Source organism: Thermomonas sp. (assembly GCF_047606765.1).
GTDB lineage: Bacteria > Pseudomonadota > Gammaproteobacteria > Xanthomonadales > Xanthomonadaceae > Thermomonas.
In genome coordinates this window covers 13526-30292 of the sequence record NZ_JASGED010000035.1, presented here as the reverse complement: position 1 = coordinate 30292, position 16767 = coordinate 13526, and the positions used below count along the sequence as shown (strand labels likewise).

The 16767-nt window shown below is 65.2% G+C and carries 13 protein-coding genes, 1 tRNA gene and 2 pseudogenes; all 16 read left to right on the top strand.

Translation table 11 applies throughout. From position 1 onward, the window contains the following. A partial coding sequence (gene nuoG / locus QM612_RS03745; protein WP_415252550.1) for an NADH-quinone oxidoreductase subunit NuoG occupies positions 1-2001 on the top strand: 2001 nt, incomplete at its 5' end. A gap of 14 nt (positions 2002-2015) precedes the next feature. Next, positions 2016-3074 (top strand): NADH-quinone oxidoreductase subunit NuoH, encoded by a 1059-nt coding sequence (gene nuoH, locus QM612_RS03740; protein ID WP_415252555.1) that lies wholly within the window; start codon positions 2016-2018, stop codon positions 3072-3074. A 4-nt stretch (positions 3075-3078) separates the two neighbouring features. Continuing rightward, positions 3079-3567 carry an NADH-quinone oxidoreductase subunit NuoI gene (gene nuoI / locus QM612_RS03735; protein ID WP_415252549.1) on the top strand — a complete coding sequence of 163 codons (489 nt, stop codon included), beginning with the start codon at positions 3079-3081 and terminating at the stop codon, positions 3565-3567. 12 nt (positions 3568-3579) lie between these two features. After that, entirely contained in the window at positions 3580-4209 is a 630-nt protein-coding gene (locus QM612_RS03730) for an NADH-quinone oxidoreductase subunit J (protein ID WP_415252548.1), read from the top strand. Continuing rightward, a complete protein-coding gene (gene nuoK, locus QM612_RS03725; protein ID WP_415252547.1) occupies positions 4206-4529 on the top strand; it encodes an NADH-quinone oxidoreductase subunit NuoK in 324 nt (107 codons plus the stop codon). Before QM612_RS03730 ends, nuoK begins: the two co-directional genes overlap by 4 nt. A gap of 4 nt (positions 4530-4533) precedes the next feature. After that, on the top strand, positions 4534-6597 hold the full coding sequence (nuoL, locus tag QM612_RS03720; protein ID WP_415252546.1) for an NADH-quinone oxidoreductase subunit L: 2064 nt from the start codon (positions 4534-4536) through the stop codon (positions 6595-6597). Between the two features lie 33 nt (positions 6598-6630). After that, entirely contained in the window at positions 6631-8142 is a 1512-nt protein-coding gene (locus QM612_RS03715) for an NADH-quinone oxidoreductase subunit M (protein ID WP_415252545.1), read from the top strand. Between the two features lie 4 nt (positions 8143-8146). Further along, the gene (nuoN, locus tag QM612_RS03710; protein ID WP_415252544.1) at positions 8147-9607 is read left to right on the top strand and encodes an NADH-quinone oxidoreductase subunit NuoN; all 1461 of its coding nucleotides are present in this window, start codon (positions 8147-8149) and stop codon (positions 9605-9607) included. A gap of 75 nt (positions 9608-9682) precedes the next feature. After that, positions 9683-9759, top strand: a tRNA-Met gene (locus QM612_RS03705). A gap of 159 nt (positions 9760-9918) precedes the next feature. Then, on the top strand, positions 9919-10548 hold the full coding sequence (rimP, locus tag QM612_RS03700; protein WP_415252543.1) for a ribosome maturation factor RimP: 630 nt from the start codon (positions 9919-9921) through the stop codon (positions 10546-10548). Positions 10549-10554: 6 nt separating this feature from the next. Next, the gene (nusA, locus tag QM612_RS03695) at positions 10555-12042 is read left to right on the top strand and encodes a transcription termination factor NusA (RefSeq protein WP_415252542.1); all 1488 of its coding nucleotides are present in this window, start codon (positions 10555-10557) and stop codon (positions 12040-12042) included. An 81-nt stretch (positions 12043-12123) separates the two neighbouring features. After that, positions 12124-12888: pseudogene (locus QM612_RS03690) on the top strand (translation initiation factor IF-2 N-terminal domain-containing protein); the annotation flags it as partial. 54 nt (positions 12889-12942) lie between these two features. Continuing rightward, positions 12943-14733 (top strand): annotated as a pseudogene (gene infB / locus QM612_RS03685) (translation initiation factor IF-2); the annotation flags it as partial. Positions 14734-14751: 18 nt separating this feature from the next. Continuing rightward, complete coding sequence (rbfA, locus tag QM612_RS03680) at positions 14752-15093, top strand: 30S ribosome-binding factor RbfA (protein WP_415252554.1); 342 nt, start codon at positions 14752-14754, stop codon at positions 15091-15093. Positions 15094-15192: 99 nt separating this feature from the next. Beyond that, positions 15193-16155 (top strand): tRNA pseudouridine(55) synthase TruB, encoded by a 963-nt coding sequence (truB, locus tag QM612_RS03675; RefSeq protein ID WP_415252541.1) that lies wholly within the window; start codon positions 15193-15195, stop codon positions 16153-16155. A gap of 158 nt (positions 16156-16313) precedes the next feature. Next, positions 16314-16574: a 30S ribosomal protein S15 gene (gene rpsO, locus QM612_RS03670; RefSeq protein WP_415252540.1), complete on the top strand. Its 261-nt coding sequence runs from the start codon at positions 16314-16316 to the stop codon at positions 16572-16574. Positions 16575-16767: the final 193 nt, after the last annotated feature.

Genomic DNA, 16767 nt, shown 5'->3' with positions numbered 1-16767 from the left:
TTCCTGCTCATCAACCACCCGCTGGACTGCCCGATCTGCGACCAGGGCGGCGAGTGCGAATTGCAGGACCTGTCGCTGGGCTACGGCCGCTCGGTCAGCCGCTTCGTCGAGCGCAAGCGCGTGGTCGCTGACGAGGACATGGGGCCGCTGGTCGCCACCGAGATGACCCGCTGCATCCAGTGTACCCGCTGCGTGCGCTTCACCGCGGACATCGCCGGCACCTATGAACTGGGTGGCATGCAGCGTGGCGAGAACCTGCAGATCGGCACCTACGACGGCAAGCCGTTGACCACAGAGCTGTCCGGCAACGTGATCGACGTGTGCCCGGTGGGCGCGCTGACCAACAAGGTGTTCCGCTTCAAGGCGCGCCCGTGGGAACTGACCGCGCGCCCGTCGCTGGGCTACCACGACGCGCTGGGCAGCAACCTGTTCCACCACGTGCGCCGCGGTGACATCCTGCGCAGCGTGCCGCGCGACAACGAAGCGGTGAACGAGTGCTGGCTGTCGGATCGCGACCGCTATGCGCACGAAGGCCTGTATGCCGATGACCGTGCGACGGTGCCGCTCATCCGCGACGGCGAAGGCTTCCGCGAAGCAAGCTGGGATGAAGCGCTGGCAAAGGCCGCGCAAATTTTGCGCCAGCATTCAAACGGAATGCACGCGGGCGACAAGCTCGGCGTGCTGGCGCACCCGGCCACCTCGAACGAGGAAGGCGCGCTGCTGGCGCGCATGGCCGAAGCACTGGGCAGCGGCAACATCGACCATCGCATCGGCCAGCTTGACCTGACCGACGGCGCGCATGCCGAAGCCTTCGCAATGCCGGTCGCGGAGATCGAGCAGGCCGACGCCATCGTCGTGATCGGCAGCAACGTCCGTTTTGAAGTGCCGCTGCTGCACCAGCGTCTGCGCAAGGCGAGCAAGCGCGGTGCGAAGATCCACGTCGTCAATCCGGTCGATTTCGACTTCACTTTCGCCCTTGCAGGCAAGCAGATCGTCGCGCCGTCGCAGCTTGCCGCCGCCATCGGCAAGATCGAACTGGGCGATGCCGGCAGCGTCGCGGTGATCGTCGGTGGTGTGGCCGAAAACGGCCCGCATGCCGCTGCCATCCGCAAGGCCGCTGCCGATTTCGCCGCCGCGAAGGGCGCGAAGCTGTGCCGCATCCCGCAGGGCGCGAATGCGCTGGGCCTGTCGCGCCACGGCGTGCTGCCGACCGCGCGCGACGCGCAGGCGATGCTGCGCGATCCGCGTTCGGCCTATGTGCTGTACGGCATTGAGCCGGGTCTGGATTTCGCCGACCAGTTGACCGCGCTGAAGGCGCTGGGCAGTGCGCAGGTGGTGGCGTTCAGCCAGTTCGCCTGCCAGAGCACCCGCCGCGTGGCCGACGTGATCCTGCCGATCGGCGCGCTGCCGGAAGTCGATGCCACCCTGACTAATCTCGATGGCGTGGATCAGTTCGCCTCCGTCGCCGGCAAGCTGCCGGGGCAGGCGCATGCCGGTTGGCGCGTGCTGCGCGCGCTGGCGGACGAGTTGCAGCTCGGCGGCTTTGGCTTCACCGATCTGGCGGGTTTGCGTGCTTCGATGGCGTCGTTCCCGCGTAGGCGTGCCGCGTCTGACAGCCGAATGGCTGTCCAACCCAAGGACGTTGCCCTTGCTGTTGCACAAACGTCCATGGACTCCCGCCTTCGCGGGAGTGACGAGAAAGGCCTTGAAGTCGTGGCCTCGCAGGCGATCTACCGCGTGGATGCGGTGACCCGCCGCGCCGAGGCATTGCAGGCGCATCCGCTCAATGGCGGGCCGTGCGTGGCATTGAATCCCGCCGATGCGTCCGCATCCGGCATCAGCGATGGCGCGATGGCGAAGCTGTCCACCGGCAGCGGCAATGCCACCTTGCAGGTCGTGGTCGATGCGCGCGTCGCACCGGGCTGCGTCTGGGTTGAAACCGGCTTTGGGGCAACCGCGCCGCTTGCGGCATCTACCCGCGTGGAGGTTGCACGCGCATGAGCATCAATCCGCTGATGACGCATGTGATCGAACCGCTGCGCGACATGCTGCTGTCGTTCGGCGAGATCGGCATGCTGGTCTGGATCGTGCTGAAGATCCTTGCCATCGCCGTGCCGGTGATCGTGACCGTCGCGTTTTACGTGGTGTGGGAGCGCAAGCTGATCGGCTGGATGCACGTTCGCCACGGGCCGATGTACGTCGGCTGGGGCATCCTGCAAGCCTTCGCCGACGTGTTCAAGCTGCTGTTCAAGGAGGTGTTGCAGCCTGCCGTGGCGCATCCCTTCCTGTTCCGGCTTGCGCCGCTGATCGCACTGGTGCCGGCGTTTGCCGCGTGGGCGGTGGTGCCGTTCGATGCGCAACTGGTGTTGTCCAATGCCAACGCCGGGTTGCTGTACCTGCTGGCGATGACCTCGCTGGGCGTGTACGGCATCATCCTTGCCGGCTGGGCGTCCAACTCGAAGTACGCCTTCCTCGGCGCGATGCGTGCCGCTGCGCAGGTGGTGAGCTACGAAATCGCGATGGGCTTTGCGCTGGTCGGCGTGATGATCGCCGCCGGCAGCCTGAACCTGTCCGAGATCGTGATGGCGCAGTCCGGCAATGCCGGGTTCCTTGAGTGGTTCTGGCTGCCGCTGCTGCCGCTGTTCGTGGTGTATTTCGTGTCCGGCGTGGCCGAAACCAACCGCGCGCCGTTCGACGTGGTGGAAGGCGAATCGGAAATCGTCGCCGGCCACATGGTGGAGTATTCGGGTTCGCAGTTCGCGCTGTTCTTCCTGGCCGAATACGCCAACATGATCCTGGTCAGCTTCCTGACCGCGATCTTCTTCATGGGTGGCTGGCTGTCGCCGTTCCAGGGCTGGGGTATTCCCTTCCTGTCGGTGGACGGCTGGTGGTGGCTGCTCGCCAAGGTGTTTGTCTTCGCAAGCTGCTTCATCTGGTTCCGCGCCGCGTTCCCGCGCTACCGCTACGACCAGATCATGCGGCTGGGCTGGAAGGTGTTCATTCCCATCACCATCGCCTGGATCGCGGTGACCGCACTGCTGGTCTATTTCGGCATCCTGCAGGCGGGGCAGTAAGACCATGGGCAGAATCGTTTCCTACTTCAAGAGCCTGTTGCTGCTGGAACTGCTTGGTGGCCTGTGGCTGACGTTCAAGTACCTGTTCCGTCCCAAGTACACGCTGATGTACCCGATGGAAAAGACCCCGCAGTCGCCGCGCTTCCGTGGCGTGCATGCGCTGCGCCGCTATGCCAACGGCGAGGAACGCTGCATCGCCTGCAAGCTGTGCGAAGCGGTGTGCCCGGCGCTGGCGATCACCATCGATTCCGAGCAGCGCGAGGACGGCACCCGCCGCACCACGCGCTACGAAATCGATCTGTTCAAGTGCATCTACTGCGGCTTCTGCGAGGAAAGCTGCCCGGTGGATTCCATCGTGGAAACGCATGTCCACGAATACCACTTCGACCGGCGCGGCCAGAACATCGTGACCAAGCCGCAGCTGCTGGCCATCGGCGATCGCCTCGAGGCGGAAATCGCCGAGCGCCGCGCCGCCGACGCGCCGTTCCGTTGAGGCAGGACTGACATGGCTTTCGATTTCCCGACCCTTGCCTTCATCGCCTTCGCCGCCACTGCGGCGGTTGCCGCGCTGGCCACCATCAGCGCACGCAACCCGGTACACGCCACCTTGTGGCTGGTACTGACCTTCTTCTCGGTGGCCTGCACCTGGATCGTCGGCGGTGCCGAGTTCCTCGGCATCGTGCTGGTGCTGGTCTATGTGGGCGCGGTGATGGTGCTGTTCCTGTTCGTGGTGATGATGCTGGACGTGGACATGGCGCCCAAGCGCGAGGGTTTCGTGCGCTACCTGCCGGTCGGGCTGGTCGTGGCGGTGGTGATGCTGGTGCAGATGCTGGTGCTGATCGGCGTGCGCGCAGCCACCGACACGCCGCTGGCTGATGCCGGCGACGTGCCGAACACCACGTGGCTGGCACGCGCGCTGTTCACCGGCTTCATGCTGCCGTTCGAAGTCGCGGCGGTGATCCTGACCGTGGCGGTGATCGCGGCGGTGATGCTGACCCTGCGCCGTCGCCCCGGTGCGCGCCACCAGAATCCTTCCGAACAGGCGCGTACCCGCGCGCAGGATCGCATCCGCATGGTGAGCATGCCGGCGGAACTGCCGCCCACGCCCGTGCAGGAAGGGGAGGGCACGCCATGAGCGGCATCCTGACTGGCCTCAGCCTTGGCCATTACATGACGCTGGGCGCGGTGCTGTTCTGCATCAGCGTGGCCGGCATCTTCCTGAACCGGAAGAACGTGATCATGCTGCTGATGTCGCTGGAGCTGATGCTGCTCTCGGTGAACATCAACTTCGTGGCGTTCTCGCGTGCCCACGGTGATGCGGTGGGGCAGATCTTCGTGTTCTTCATCCTGACGGTGGCCGCCGCCGAGGCCGCGATTGGCCTGGCGATCCTGGTCACCCTGTTCCGCAACCGCCGCACGATCGACGTTGCGGACATCGACACGCTGAAGGGCTGACGGAATGCTTCTCTCCAAGACCCAACTCCTGCTGGTCGTGCTGCTGCCGCTGCTGGGCAGCATCCTGGCCGGCCTGTTCGGCAGGAAGATCGGCCGTGCCGGCGCGCATACCGTCACCATCCTCGGCGTGGCCGCAAGCTGCGCGCTGTCGGCGCATGTGCTGTGGCAGTTGCTGCACGGCGCAGAACCGTTCAACCAGAACCTGTACACCTTCTTCCAGACCGGCGGCTATGCGGCGCACGTCGGCTTCATGGTGGACAAGCTGACCGCGATGATGATGGTGGTGGTCACCTTCGTCTCGCTGCTGGTACACATCTACACCATCGGCTACATGGCCGAAGACGACGGCTACCACCGCTTCTTCAGCTACATCTCGCTGTTCACCTTCAGCATGCTGATGCTGGTGATGAGCAACAACTTCCTGCAGTTGTTCTTCGGCTGGGAAGCAGTGGGCCTGGTGTCGTACCTGCTGATCGGTTTCTGGTTCAAGAAGCCCAGCGCGGTGTTCGCCAACCTCAAGGCCTTCCTGGTCAACCGCGTCGGTGACTTCGGCTTCCTGCTGGGCATCGGTGGCGTGCTGTACTGGCTGGGCACGCTGGACTACGCCACGGCCTTCGCCAACAAGAGCGCGATTGAAGGCGTTACGGTGTCGATCTTCGTCGGCCATGAATGGTCGGTGGCCACGATCATCTGCATCTGCCTGTTCATCGGCGCGATGGGCAAGTCGGCGCAGGTGCCGCTGCATGTCTGGCTGCCGGATTCGATGGAAGGCCCGACTCCGATCTCCGCGCTGATCCACGCGGCAACGATGGTGACCGCCGGCATCTTCATGGTGGCGCGCATGTCGCCGCTGTTCGAGCTGTCGGAAACGGCGCTGCACTTCATCCTGTTCATCGGTGCGACCACCGCGTTCTGGACCGGCCTGATCGGCATGGTGCAGAACGACATCAAGCGCGTGGTGGCGTATTCCACGCTGTCGCAGCTTGGCTACATGACGGTGGCGCTGGGCGTGTCGGCGTACTCCGCCGCGGTGTTCCACCTGATGACGCATGCCTTCTTCAAGGCGCTGCTGTTCCTGGCCGCCGGCAGCGTCATCATCGGCATGCACCACGAGCAGGACATGCGCAAGATGGGTGGCCTGCGCAAGTACATGCCGGTCACCTTCTGGACCAGCGTGATCGGCACGCTGGCGCTGATCGGCACGCCGTTCTTCAGCGGTTTCTATTCGAAGGACACCATCATCGAAGCCGCCAAGCACGGCGCGGCAGGTGCCGGCTGGGTGGGCACCTATGCCTACTGGGCGGTGCTGCTGGGCGCGTTCGTGACTTCGTTCTACAGCTTCCGCCTGCTGTACATGACCTACTTCGGCAAGGAACGCTTCCGCGATGCGCATGACGATCACGGTCACGGTCACGACCCGCATCACGACGACCACGGCCACGGTCACCACGGCGTACACGAGCCGCATGAGTCACCGTGGGTGGTCACGCTGCCACTGATCCTGCTGGCGATCCCGTCGATCCTGATCGGTTACTTCACCGCCGGTCCGATGCTGTTCGGCACCGACATGGGCGGTCATCACGAAGCAACGCCGTTCTTCGCGGGTGCAATCCAGGTGCTGTCCACGCATGACGTGATGGCCTTCCTGAAGGAAGAGATGTGGCACGGCCCGGTCGCCTTTGCATTGCACGGTTTCACCGCGCCCGCGTTCTGGCTGGTGGTGGCTGGCTTCGCGCTGGCGACGGTGATGTACTGGTGGAAGCCGGAGCTGCCGGCCAGGGTCGCGCATGCGTTGCGCCTGCCGATCCGCATCCTCGAAAACAAGTACGGCATGGACACGCTGTGGATCAGCGGCCTTGCCGGCGGTGGCGTGAAGCTGGGCAAGCTCTCGCGCGAAATCGACACCCGCCTGATCGACGGCGTTGCGGTCAACGGCAGCGCCAGCCTTGTCGGCCTGGTCGCCTCGCTGGCCCGCAAGCTGCAATCCGGCTACCTGTACCACTACGCCTTCGCCATGATCCTGGGCCTGGTCGCGCTGCTGGCGCTGCTCAGGCACTACTGGCAGTAAGCCCGAACCGACTTCCTGATGGATACCGCAAGCGTGACCCACTGGCCCCTGCTCAGTCTGTTGATCTGGCTGCCGATCCTCGGCGGCGTGTTCACTTTGCTGGCGGGCAACACACGTCCGCAGGCCGCGCGCTGGACGGCGCTGGCGTTCGCGCTGGCGACGTTCGCGCTCAGCATCCCGCTGTTCGCCGGCTTCGAGATGGCAAACCCGGCGATGCAGTTCGTCGAGCAGTGGGCATGGATCCCGGCCTACGACATCCAGTACCACATTGGTGCGGACGGCATCTCGCTGGCACTGATCGGCCTGACCACGCTGACCATGGTGCTGACCCTGATCGGTGCATGGGGCGCGGTGGACAAGCGCGTCAGCCAGTACTACGCCGCACTGCTGATCCTCGAAGGCCTGATGATCGGCGTGTTCAGCGCGCTGGATGCAATCCTGTTCTACGTCTTCTTCGAAGGCATGCTGATCCCGATGTTCATCATCATCGGCGTCTGGGGTGGCCCGCGCCGGGTGTATGCATCGGTCAAGTTCTTCCTCTACACCTTCCTCGGCTCGGTGTTCATGCTGGTCGGGCTGGTCTATCTGTACCTGAAGGGCGGCAGTTGGCAGCTGGCAGACATGGCCGCGCTGCCGCTGGGCATGACCGAGCAGACGTGGCTGTTCTTTGCTTTCCTCGCCGCGTTCGCGGTGAAGGTGCCGATGTTCCCGGTGCATACATGGCTGCCCGACGCGCACGTCGAAGCGCCGACTGCGGGCTCGGTGATCCTGGCTGCGATCATGCTGAAGATCGGCGGTTACGGCTTTCTGCGCTTCGTGCTGCCGATCGTGCCGGATGCCGGTCATGAATACGCATGGCTGGTGATCGCGCTGTCGCTGATCGCGGTGGTCTATGTCGGCCTGGTCGCGCTGGTGCAGGACGACATGAAGAAGCTGATCGCCTATTCGTCGGTTTCGCACATGGGCTTCGTGACGCTGGGTACCTTCATAGCCTTCGCACTGGTGCGTGATGCCGGCAACATGGATGGCGCGCAGCTCGGCCTGCAGGGCGCGATGGTGCAGATGATTTCGCATGGCTTCGTGTCCGGCGCGATGTTCTCCTGCGTTGGCGTGCTGTACGACCGCATGCACAGCCGCCAGATCGCCGACTACGGCGGCGTTGCCAACGTGATGCCGTGGTTTGCGTTGTTCTGGGTGTTCTTCGCGATGGCCAATTCCGGCCTGCCGGGGACGTCCGGCTTCGTCGGCGAGTTCATGGTCATCCTTGCCAGCTTCCAGTACCAGCCGATGGTGGCGTTCGCCGCCGCCTTCACCCTCATCATCGGTGCCGGCTACACCTTGTGGCTGACCAAGCGGGTGATCTGGGGCGATGTCGGCAATGCCCACGTTGCCGAACTCACCGACATCAATGCACGCGAATGGATCGTGCTGGGCGTGTTCGCCATCGGCACCTTGCTGCTGGGCATCTGGCCCAAGCCGCTGACCGACCTGATGGAGCCGTCCATCGCGCAACTGGCGAGCCAGCTCGCCGCGACGAAACTCTGAGGAAATGACGACGATGCAGGCCTCCCTCGCCATGCCGCCCGCCGCCGAGCTGCTGCCGCTGATCCCGGAGCTGGTGCTGCTGGGTGCCGCGTTCGCGGTGCTGATGCTCGACCTGTTCTTTGGCGAGAAGCAGCGCGTCATCACCCATCTGCTGGCTGTGGCCGCGCTGGTGCTGGTTGCGGTGCTGGTCGCCACTGGCGTTGGCGGCGGTGATGCCACCGTGCTGGCCGGGATGTTCGTGCGCGATGGCATGGCCGACGTGCTGAAGGTCGGCGTGTGCGCGGTGTCGGCGGTGGCGCTGCTCTACGTCTGGCCGTACCTGCGCGAGCGCGGCCTGTACAAGGGCGAAGTGTCGGTGCTGGTGTTGTTCGCGGTGCTCGGCATGATGCTGCTGATCTCCGCCGGCAGCCTGGTGATGGTCTATCTGGGCCTGGAAATGCTGGCGCTGTGTTCCTACGCGCTGGTTGCCGTTGACCGCGACAGCCCGCTGGCTTCCGAAGCGGCGATGAAGTACTTCGTGCTGGGTGCGCTGGCCTCGGGCATGCTGCTGTACGGCATGTCGCTGGTCTATGGCGCAACCGGCAGCGTCGATCTGGCCGTCATCGGCGTCACCGCGCCCACGGTGGCGCAGCCGCTGATGCTGGTGACCGGCGTGGCCTTCATGGTTGCCGGCATCGCCTTCAAGTTCGGTGCCGCGCCGTTCCACATGTGGCTGCCGGACGTGTACCACGGCGCGCCGACCCCGATCACCCTGTTCATCGGTTCCGCGCCCAAGCTGGCTGCGTTCGCGATGGCGATCCGCATCCTCGACATGGGCGCGGGCGCGCTGGGCGAATACTGGCAGCCGATGCTGGCCGTGCTGGCGGCGCTGTCGCTGGTCGTCGGCAACCTGATCGCGCTGGTGCAGACCAACCTCAAGCGCATGCTGGCCTATTCGACGGTTTCGCACGTCGGCTCCCTGTTCCTCGGTCTTGCCGGTGGCGGCGCAGCGGGGCACGCAGCGGCGATGTTCTACGCGATCAGCTACGCGATCATGGCGGCGGCGGCGTTTGGCGGCATCGTGCTGCTGTCGCGCAAGGGATTCGAAGCCGAGAACATCGATGACTTCAAGGGCCTGAACGCGCGCGACCCGTGGACGGCGGGCATGGTGATGTGCGTGATGGCATCGCTGGCCGGCGTGCCGCCGTGGATCGGCTTCTGGTCGAAGCTGGCGGTGCTGCGCGCGGCCGTCGAGGGCGGCATGCTGTGGCTGGCCATCGTCGGCGTGGTCTGCGCGGTGATCGGTGCGTTCTACTATCTGCGCGTCATCAAGGTCATGTATTTCGACGAACCCGCTGGTGCGCCGGTGACGCCGCGCGATGACCGCGTGCTGCGCCTGGTGTTCGGCGTGAACGCGCTGGGCCTGCTGGTGCTGGGCATCTTCTGGAGCCCGCTGATGGCGTGGTGCCAGCAGGCGTTCGCCTGAATGACGAGCCTTGAGGCTTGTTCATCCTCGTGGGCTTGCACCCAACCGCGCATGTCGTCATAATTCCGCTTCTGCTGCGGGGTGGAGCAGTCTGGCAGCTCGTCGGGCTCATAACCCGAAGGTCGCAGGTTCAAATCCTGCCCCCGCTACCAAGTTTCGATGCCGAAGATTTCGGCAACGGGCTCGGGCTCGCGAAATCCGACTGTTCCCGGGTTTCGCACTCCAGCGTCATCGGACAAGGGCCCTCTCGGGCCCTTTTTCGTTTCCGGTTTTTTTATTTGCATTTTTCGTTTCCCAAGTACGACACGCACGTGACAGACAAGGCCACCGAAATCGCCGAGCTGCTTTCGCCCACCGTTTCCGCGCTGGGGCTTGCACTGCTCGGCATCGAATACCTGCCCGCACCGGGTGGCGCGGTGCTGCGCCTGTACATCGACGTGCCGGAAGCTGAAACCGAGCGTGCCGTCGGCATCGACGACTGCGAAGCGGTCAGCCGCGAGGTGTCGGCGCAACTGGACGTGGAAGACCCGATCAGCGGCAACTACACGCTGGAAGTGTCATCGCCCGGCCTCGACCGCCCGCTGTTTGGCGCGGCGCAGTTCGCGCGCTTCACCGGCGAGACCGCCAAGGTCACGCTGAAGCTGCCGCAGGACGGGCGTCGCCGCCTGCAGGGCGCGATCCTGCGGGTCGAAGGCACAAGCGTGGTGTTCGATGTCGATGGCAATGAACTCGTCGTGGATGCCGCCAACATCGACAAGGCAAAACTGGTGCCGGACTGGGCCGCTCTCGGGCTGGCACCGGCCGTGGACAAGTCGGGGCGCGATGTGCGGCCCGGCAAGCAGAAGTCGAACTCGAAAAAAGACGCTTCCGGCAAGAAGCCGGCGGCGAAGAAGAACCCAACCAACAACGCGGCGGCCAAGCAGCCGTCCGACCTGGAGTAAGCGGTCATGAGCAAGGAACTGTTGCTTGTCGTCGATGCGGTTGCAGCCGAAAAGGGCGTGCCGGAATCGGTGATCCTGGAAGCGATCGAAGCGGCGCTGGCCTCTGCGGCGAAGAAGCGCTACGCGGAGCAGGACGTGCTGGTGCGCGTGCAGATCGACCCCAAGGACGGCAGCTACGAAACCTTCCGCCGCTGGGAAGTGGTGGCCGATGACGTGGTGATGGAATCGCCCGATCGCCAGGTGCGCCTGATGGACGCGCTGGACGAAAGCGACGAAGTCGAAGTTGGCGATTACATCGAAGAGCAGATCGAAAACCCGGACTTCGGCCGCATCGCAGCCCAGGCTGCCAAGCAGGTGATCGTGCAGCGCGTGCGCGAAGCCGAGCGCGCGCAGGTGGTCGATGCGTGGAAGGATCGCGTGGGCGAACTGGTCACCGGCGTGGTCAAGCGCGTCGAGCGCGGCAACATCTACGTTGACCTTGGCGGCAATGCCGAAGCCATCATCGCCAAGGACAAGGGCATCCCGCGCGACGTGCTGCGCACCGGCGACCGCGTGCGCGGCTACCTGTTCGACGTGCGCAGCGAGCCGCGTGGCCCGCAGCTGTTCATCAGCCGCGCCGCGCCCGAGTTCATGATGGAACTGTTCAAGCTGGAAGTGCCGGAAGTCGGTCAGGGTCTGGTCTCGATCATGGGCTGCGCACGCGATCCGGGTGACCGCGCCAAGATCGCGGTGCAGGCGCACGACAACCGCACCGATCCGATCGGTGCCTGCATCGGCATGCGCGGCTCGCGCGTGCAGGCCGTTACCAACGAACTCAACGGCGAGCGCGTGGACATCGTGCTGTGGAGCGACAACCCGGCGCAGTTCGTCATCAATGCGATGGCCCCGGCGGAAGTGCAGTCGATCATCGTCGATGAGGACAAGCATTCGATGGATCTGGCCGTTGCCGAAGACAAGCTGGCGCAGGCCATCGGCCGTGGTGGCCAGAACGTGCGCCTTGCCAGTCGCCTGACCGGCTGGCAGCTCAACGTGATGACCGCCGACCAGGTGCAGGCCAAGTCCGAGGCCGAGCAGGCCGCAGCCCGCCAGTTGTTCATGGACAAGCTGGAAGTGGACGAGGAAATCGCCGGCATCCTGGTGGCCGAAGGCTTCAACACGGTCGAGGAAATCGCCTATGTGCCGGTCGGCGAACTGCTGGCGGTCGAGGGCTTCGACGAGGACATCGTCGAGGAACTGCGTTCGCGCGCCCGCGACGCCCTGCTGAACGACGCGCTGGCGGTGGAAGAGGGTCTGGAAGAACACCAGCCAGCCGAAGACCTGCTCGCACTGGATGGCATGGACGAGTCCACTGCGTATGCGCTGGCCGAGCGCGGCATCCGCACCCGTGAAGAACTGGCCGAAGCCGCCACCGACGAAATCGAGGATGTCGAGGGCATGGACGCCGAGCGCGCCGCCGCCCTCATCATGGAAGCGCGCAAGCACTGGTTCGAGTAAGCCAAGCGGCGGGTCGCGGCCCGCCCTACAATCCCCCGATATCGGTCGCCATGCGTGGCGACCAAAGACACCGGAAACCGAATGTCGCAGCAAACCACAATCCGCAAGCTCGCCGAACTGGTCAACACGCCGGTCGAGAAACTGCTGGAGCAACTGACCGAAGCCGGCATGAGCTTCAACAGCCCCGATCAGGTCATTACCAGCACGGAAAAGATGAAGCTGCAGGGCTACCTGAAGCGCAAGCACGGCAAGACTGAAACCTCGCCGGATGGCGTTGCCGCGCCCGGCAAGACCACGCTCATTCGCAGCCGCAAGCAGGAAATCACCGTTGGCGGCAGCGGCAAGACCGGTCGCAGCGGCAGCAGCACCATCGACGTGGTGGTGCGCAAGAAGATCACCCTGAAGCCGGGCGACGACGCGCGCCGTGGCGCAGCCGCTGGCGAGACCGATGCCGAGCGCGCCGAAATCCTGCGCAAGCTGGAAGAATCACGCGCGCGCAACCAGGCCGAACAGCAGGCGCTGGCCGAGCAGGATCGCCAGCGTGCCGAAGAACTGGCGGAAATCCGCCGTCGCGAAAAGGAAGCCGCCGAGCGCGCCGCGGCCGAAGCCGCCGCCGCTGCGGAAGTGGCGCTGGACGATGCCGGCAAGGCCAAGGGCCACGGGCATGGTCACGGCCATCCCAAGCCCGCCGCGCCCGCGCGCGAAGCCGACAAGGGCGCCGCCCACAAGGGCAAGGCGCATCGCGGCTCGCATGTGATGCAGGCCGGCGTCGAGGATGACGACACCACCGCGCGCTTCGCCGGCCAGTTGCATCTTTCCGCTTCCGATCGCGCCCGCCGCAGCAGCAGCACGCGCGGCAAGGGCAAGCCGCAGAAGCGTTCGCTTGACCAGTCGCGCACCGGCACCGGCTTCAACAAGCCGACCGCGCCGATCGTGCGTGAAATCGCCATCGGCGATGCCATCACCGTTGGCGACCTTGCCCAGAAGCTGGCGCTGAAGGGCGGCGAAGTGGTGAAGGCGCTGTTCAAGATGGGCGTGATGGCCACCATCACCCAGACCATCGACCACGACACCGCCGTGCTGGTCACCGAGGAACTCGGCCACAAGGCCGTGCATGCCGACGCGGGCGATGCCGAATCCGAACTGCTGGCACACACCGAGGAAGTGCAGGGCGACAAGGCCCAGCGTCCGCCGGTGGTCACCATCATGGGTCATGTCGATCACGGCAAGACCTCGCTGCTGGATTACATCCGCCGCACCAAGGTCGCCTCCGGCGAAGCCGGCGGCATCACCCAGCACATCGGCGCGTATCACGTCGAAACCCCGAAGGGCGTCATCAGCTTCCTCGACACTCCCGGCCACGCGGCGTTCACCCACATGCGCCAGCGCGGTGCGCGCCTGACCGACATCGTCATCCTGGTGGTTGCCGCCGATGACGGTGTGATGCCGCAAACCATCGAGGCGATCCAGCACGCCAAGGTCGCCAAGGTGCCGCTGATCGTGGCGATCAACAAGATCGACAAGTCCGACGCCGATCCGTCGCGCGTGAAGAACGACCTGCTTGCGCACGACGTGGTGGCCGAAGATTTCGGCGGCGACGTGCAGATGGTGGAACTGTCGGCCAAGACCGGGCAGGGCGTGGACGATCTGCTGGATGCGGTTTCGCTGCAGGCCGAAGTGCTTGACCTGCAAGCCGTGCATGAAGGCCGCGCCACCGGCGTGGTCATCGAATCCGCGCTGGACAAGGGCCGTGGCCCGATTGCCACGGTGCTGGTGCAGCAGGGCACGTTGTCCAAGGGCGACTATCTGGTTTGCGGCATCCAGTACGGCCGCGTGCGCGCGCTGTTCGACGAAACCGGCAGCCAGGTGCAGTCCGCCGGCCCGTCGATCCCGGTGCAGATCCTCGGCCTGTCCGGCGTGCCGGAAGCGGGCGACGATTTCGTGGTGGTCGCCGACGAGCGTCTTGCCAAGGACGTGGCCCAGCAGCGCGACGCCAAGCGCCGCGAACTGCGACTGGTGGCGTCCGCCGGCAACCGCATGGAAGACATCATGGCGCAGATGGGCGATGGCGCCAGCCAGCAGACCTTGAACCTGGTGGTCAAGGCCGACGTGCATGGTTCGATGCAGGCCCTGCGCGAGGCGCTGACCGGCCTGTCCAACGAGCAGATCCGCATCAACGTGATCGGTTCCGGCGTGGGCGGCATCACCGAATCCGACGCGCAGCTTGCCGCCACCTCGAAGGCCACCATCATCGGCTTCAACGTGCGCGCCGATGCGTCCGCACGCAAGGTGATCGAAGGCAACGGCCTCGACCTGCGCTACTTCTCGATCATCTATGACGTGATCGATCAGGTGAAGCAGGTGGCCTCGAACGTGCTGGGCAAGGAAATCCGCGAGGAAATCATCGGTACTGCCGAGGTGCGCGACGTGTTCCGCAGCTCCAAGTTCGGCGCGGTCGCCGGCTGCATGGTGGTCGAAGGCGTGGTCAAGAAGTCCAAGCCGATCCGCGTGCTGCGCGACAGCGTGGTGATCTTCGAAGGCGAACTGGAATCGCTGCGTCGCTTCAAGGAGAACGTGGACGAAGTGCGCGTCAACACCGAATGCGGTATCGGCGTGAAGGCGTACAACGACGTGCAGCCGGGCGACCAGATCGAATGCTTCGAACGCATCGAGGTGCAGCGCACGCTGTAAGGCGTGCGCGCGGTTCGCATGGCGCAGAAGTCCTTCCATCGCACCGACCGGGTTTCGGCGCAATTGCGCCGTGAACTTGGCACGCTGGTTCACGAAGCCGTGCGCGAGCACGGGCTGGCGTCGGCCAGCGTGTCCGATGTCGAAGTCACCCGCGACATGGCGCATGCCAAGGTATTCGTGACCGTGCTGCTGCCCGAGCGGGCAGCGGAGACGGTCAAGGCGCTGAAGGCACTGGCCCCCGAGATCCGCTACCAATTGGCGCGCGCGGTGAAGATGCGCCACGTGCCGGAGCTGCATTTCCACTATGACGAGTCGGTGGATCGCGGCGAGCGCATCGACCAGTTGTTGCGCGACCTTTGATGGCCGACGCCGCCTACCGGCGGGCGTTCGCTCCGCGGCTCGAAATGCCGCGTCGCGCTCCACCCGCCGGTCTCGCGTCGGCCTGACTACAATCCCCCGATGACGCGCCCGCGCACGCAATTCCGCAAGCTCGACGGCATCCTGCTGCTGGACAAGCCGCAGGGCCTGTCGTCGAACCAGGCCTTGCAGCGCGTGCGGCATTTGTTTCGCGCCGAGAAGGGTGGCCATACCGGCAGCCTTGATCCGCTTGCCACTGGCCTGTTGCCGGTCTGCCTTGGCGAGGCCACCAAGATCGCCGGCGGTCTGCTGGGTGCGCGCAAGGCGTATGAAACCGTGGCGCGGCTGGGCATCGTCACCGATACCGACGATGCCGAAGGCCAGCCGCTGCGCGAGCGTCCTGTTCCCGCACTGACCATCGACACCCTCGATGCTGCATTGAAGACGCTGACCGGGCGCATCCGCCAGCGTCCGCCGATCTATTCCGCGCTCAAGCGCGGCGGCGAACCGCTGTACGCCAAGGCGCGGCGTGGCGAGGTCATCGAAGTCGAAGAGCGCGAGATCGATGTCCACGCCTTCGAACTGCTGAATGCTGCCGACCTGCTGGACGAAGGCACCCCGAATCTGCGCCTGCATGTGGAATGCGGTTCCGGCACCTATGTGCGCAGCCTGGTGCGCGACCTTGGCGAGTTGCTGGGCTGTGGCGCGCATGTGGCGGAATTGCGCCGGCTGTGGGTGGATCCGTTCCGCGAACCACGGATGTGGACGCTGGCCGCGCTGGAAGGCCTGCGGGAGCAGGCCGGCGAGCGGGTACTGGAATCCTGCCTGCTGCCGATCGAAGCCGGCATGGCGTCGTGGCCGTCGGTGCGGGTCAACGCGGCGCAGGCGCAGCGGCTGGGGCGCGGGCAGGGCCTGCGCGGGCCGTACCAGCCGCTTGAGCGGCAGGTGGCGATCCTCGATGAACACGGGCGCGGGCTGGGGCTGGGCGAGGTCGATGCCGAAGGCGGGCTGCGCCCGGGCCGGCTGTTTCGCTGGGCGGCGGTGAACGGGCAGGGGCCCGGCTGATCCTGCGCAGGCCGCGAATTGCCGCGTGCCGGCGCACGGGCTATAATCCCGCTGCTCACTTGGGCACATTCATCCAGATTCATCCATCCACGGCGAGCCGTGCGGTGCGGCGGGGCATCCCGTTCGTTCCTGCAGGCCACGCGACGACGAGGCAACGCATGTCCATCGATACCCAGAAAGTCATCAACGAACACAAGCGCGGCGACAACGATACCGGCTCCCCGGAAGTACAGGTCGCCCTGCTGACGGCCCGCATCGAACAGCTGACCGGCCACTTCAAGACCCACAAGCAGGATCACCACAGCCGTCGTGGCCTGCTGATGATGGTCAACCGCCGCCGCAGCCTGCTCGACTACCTGCACCGCAAGGATGCCGAGCGTTACAAGGCGCTGATCGCCAAACTCGGCCTGCGTCGCTAACCGAAACACCCGCCGCGGCGCAGTGATGCGCCGCGGTTTTTTTTGCGGCACGTTGTTTTTTTGCACCACGTTTTTTTGCAGCAACAGCACCACCCTCGCGGCGCAGCCGCATTCCCGCATCGCAAGGCGCGATGCAGCGCAGCAAGCGGGGCTTGCCTGCGTTGACGAACCAAAGACATTCAAGGATTCCAAA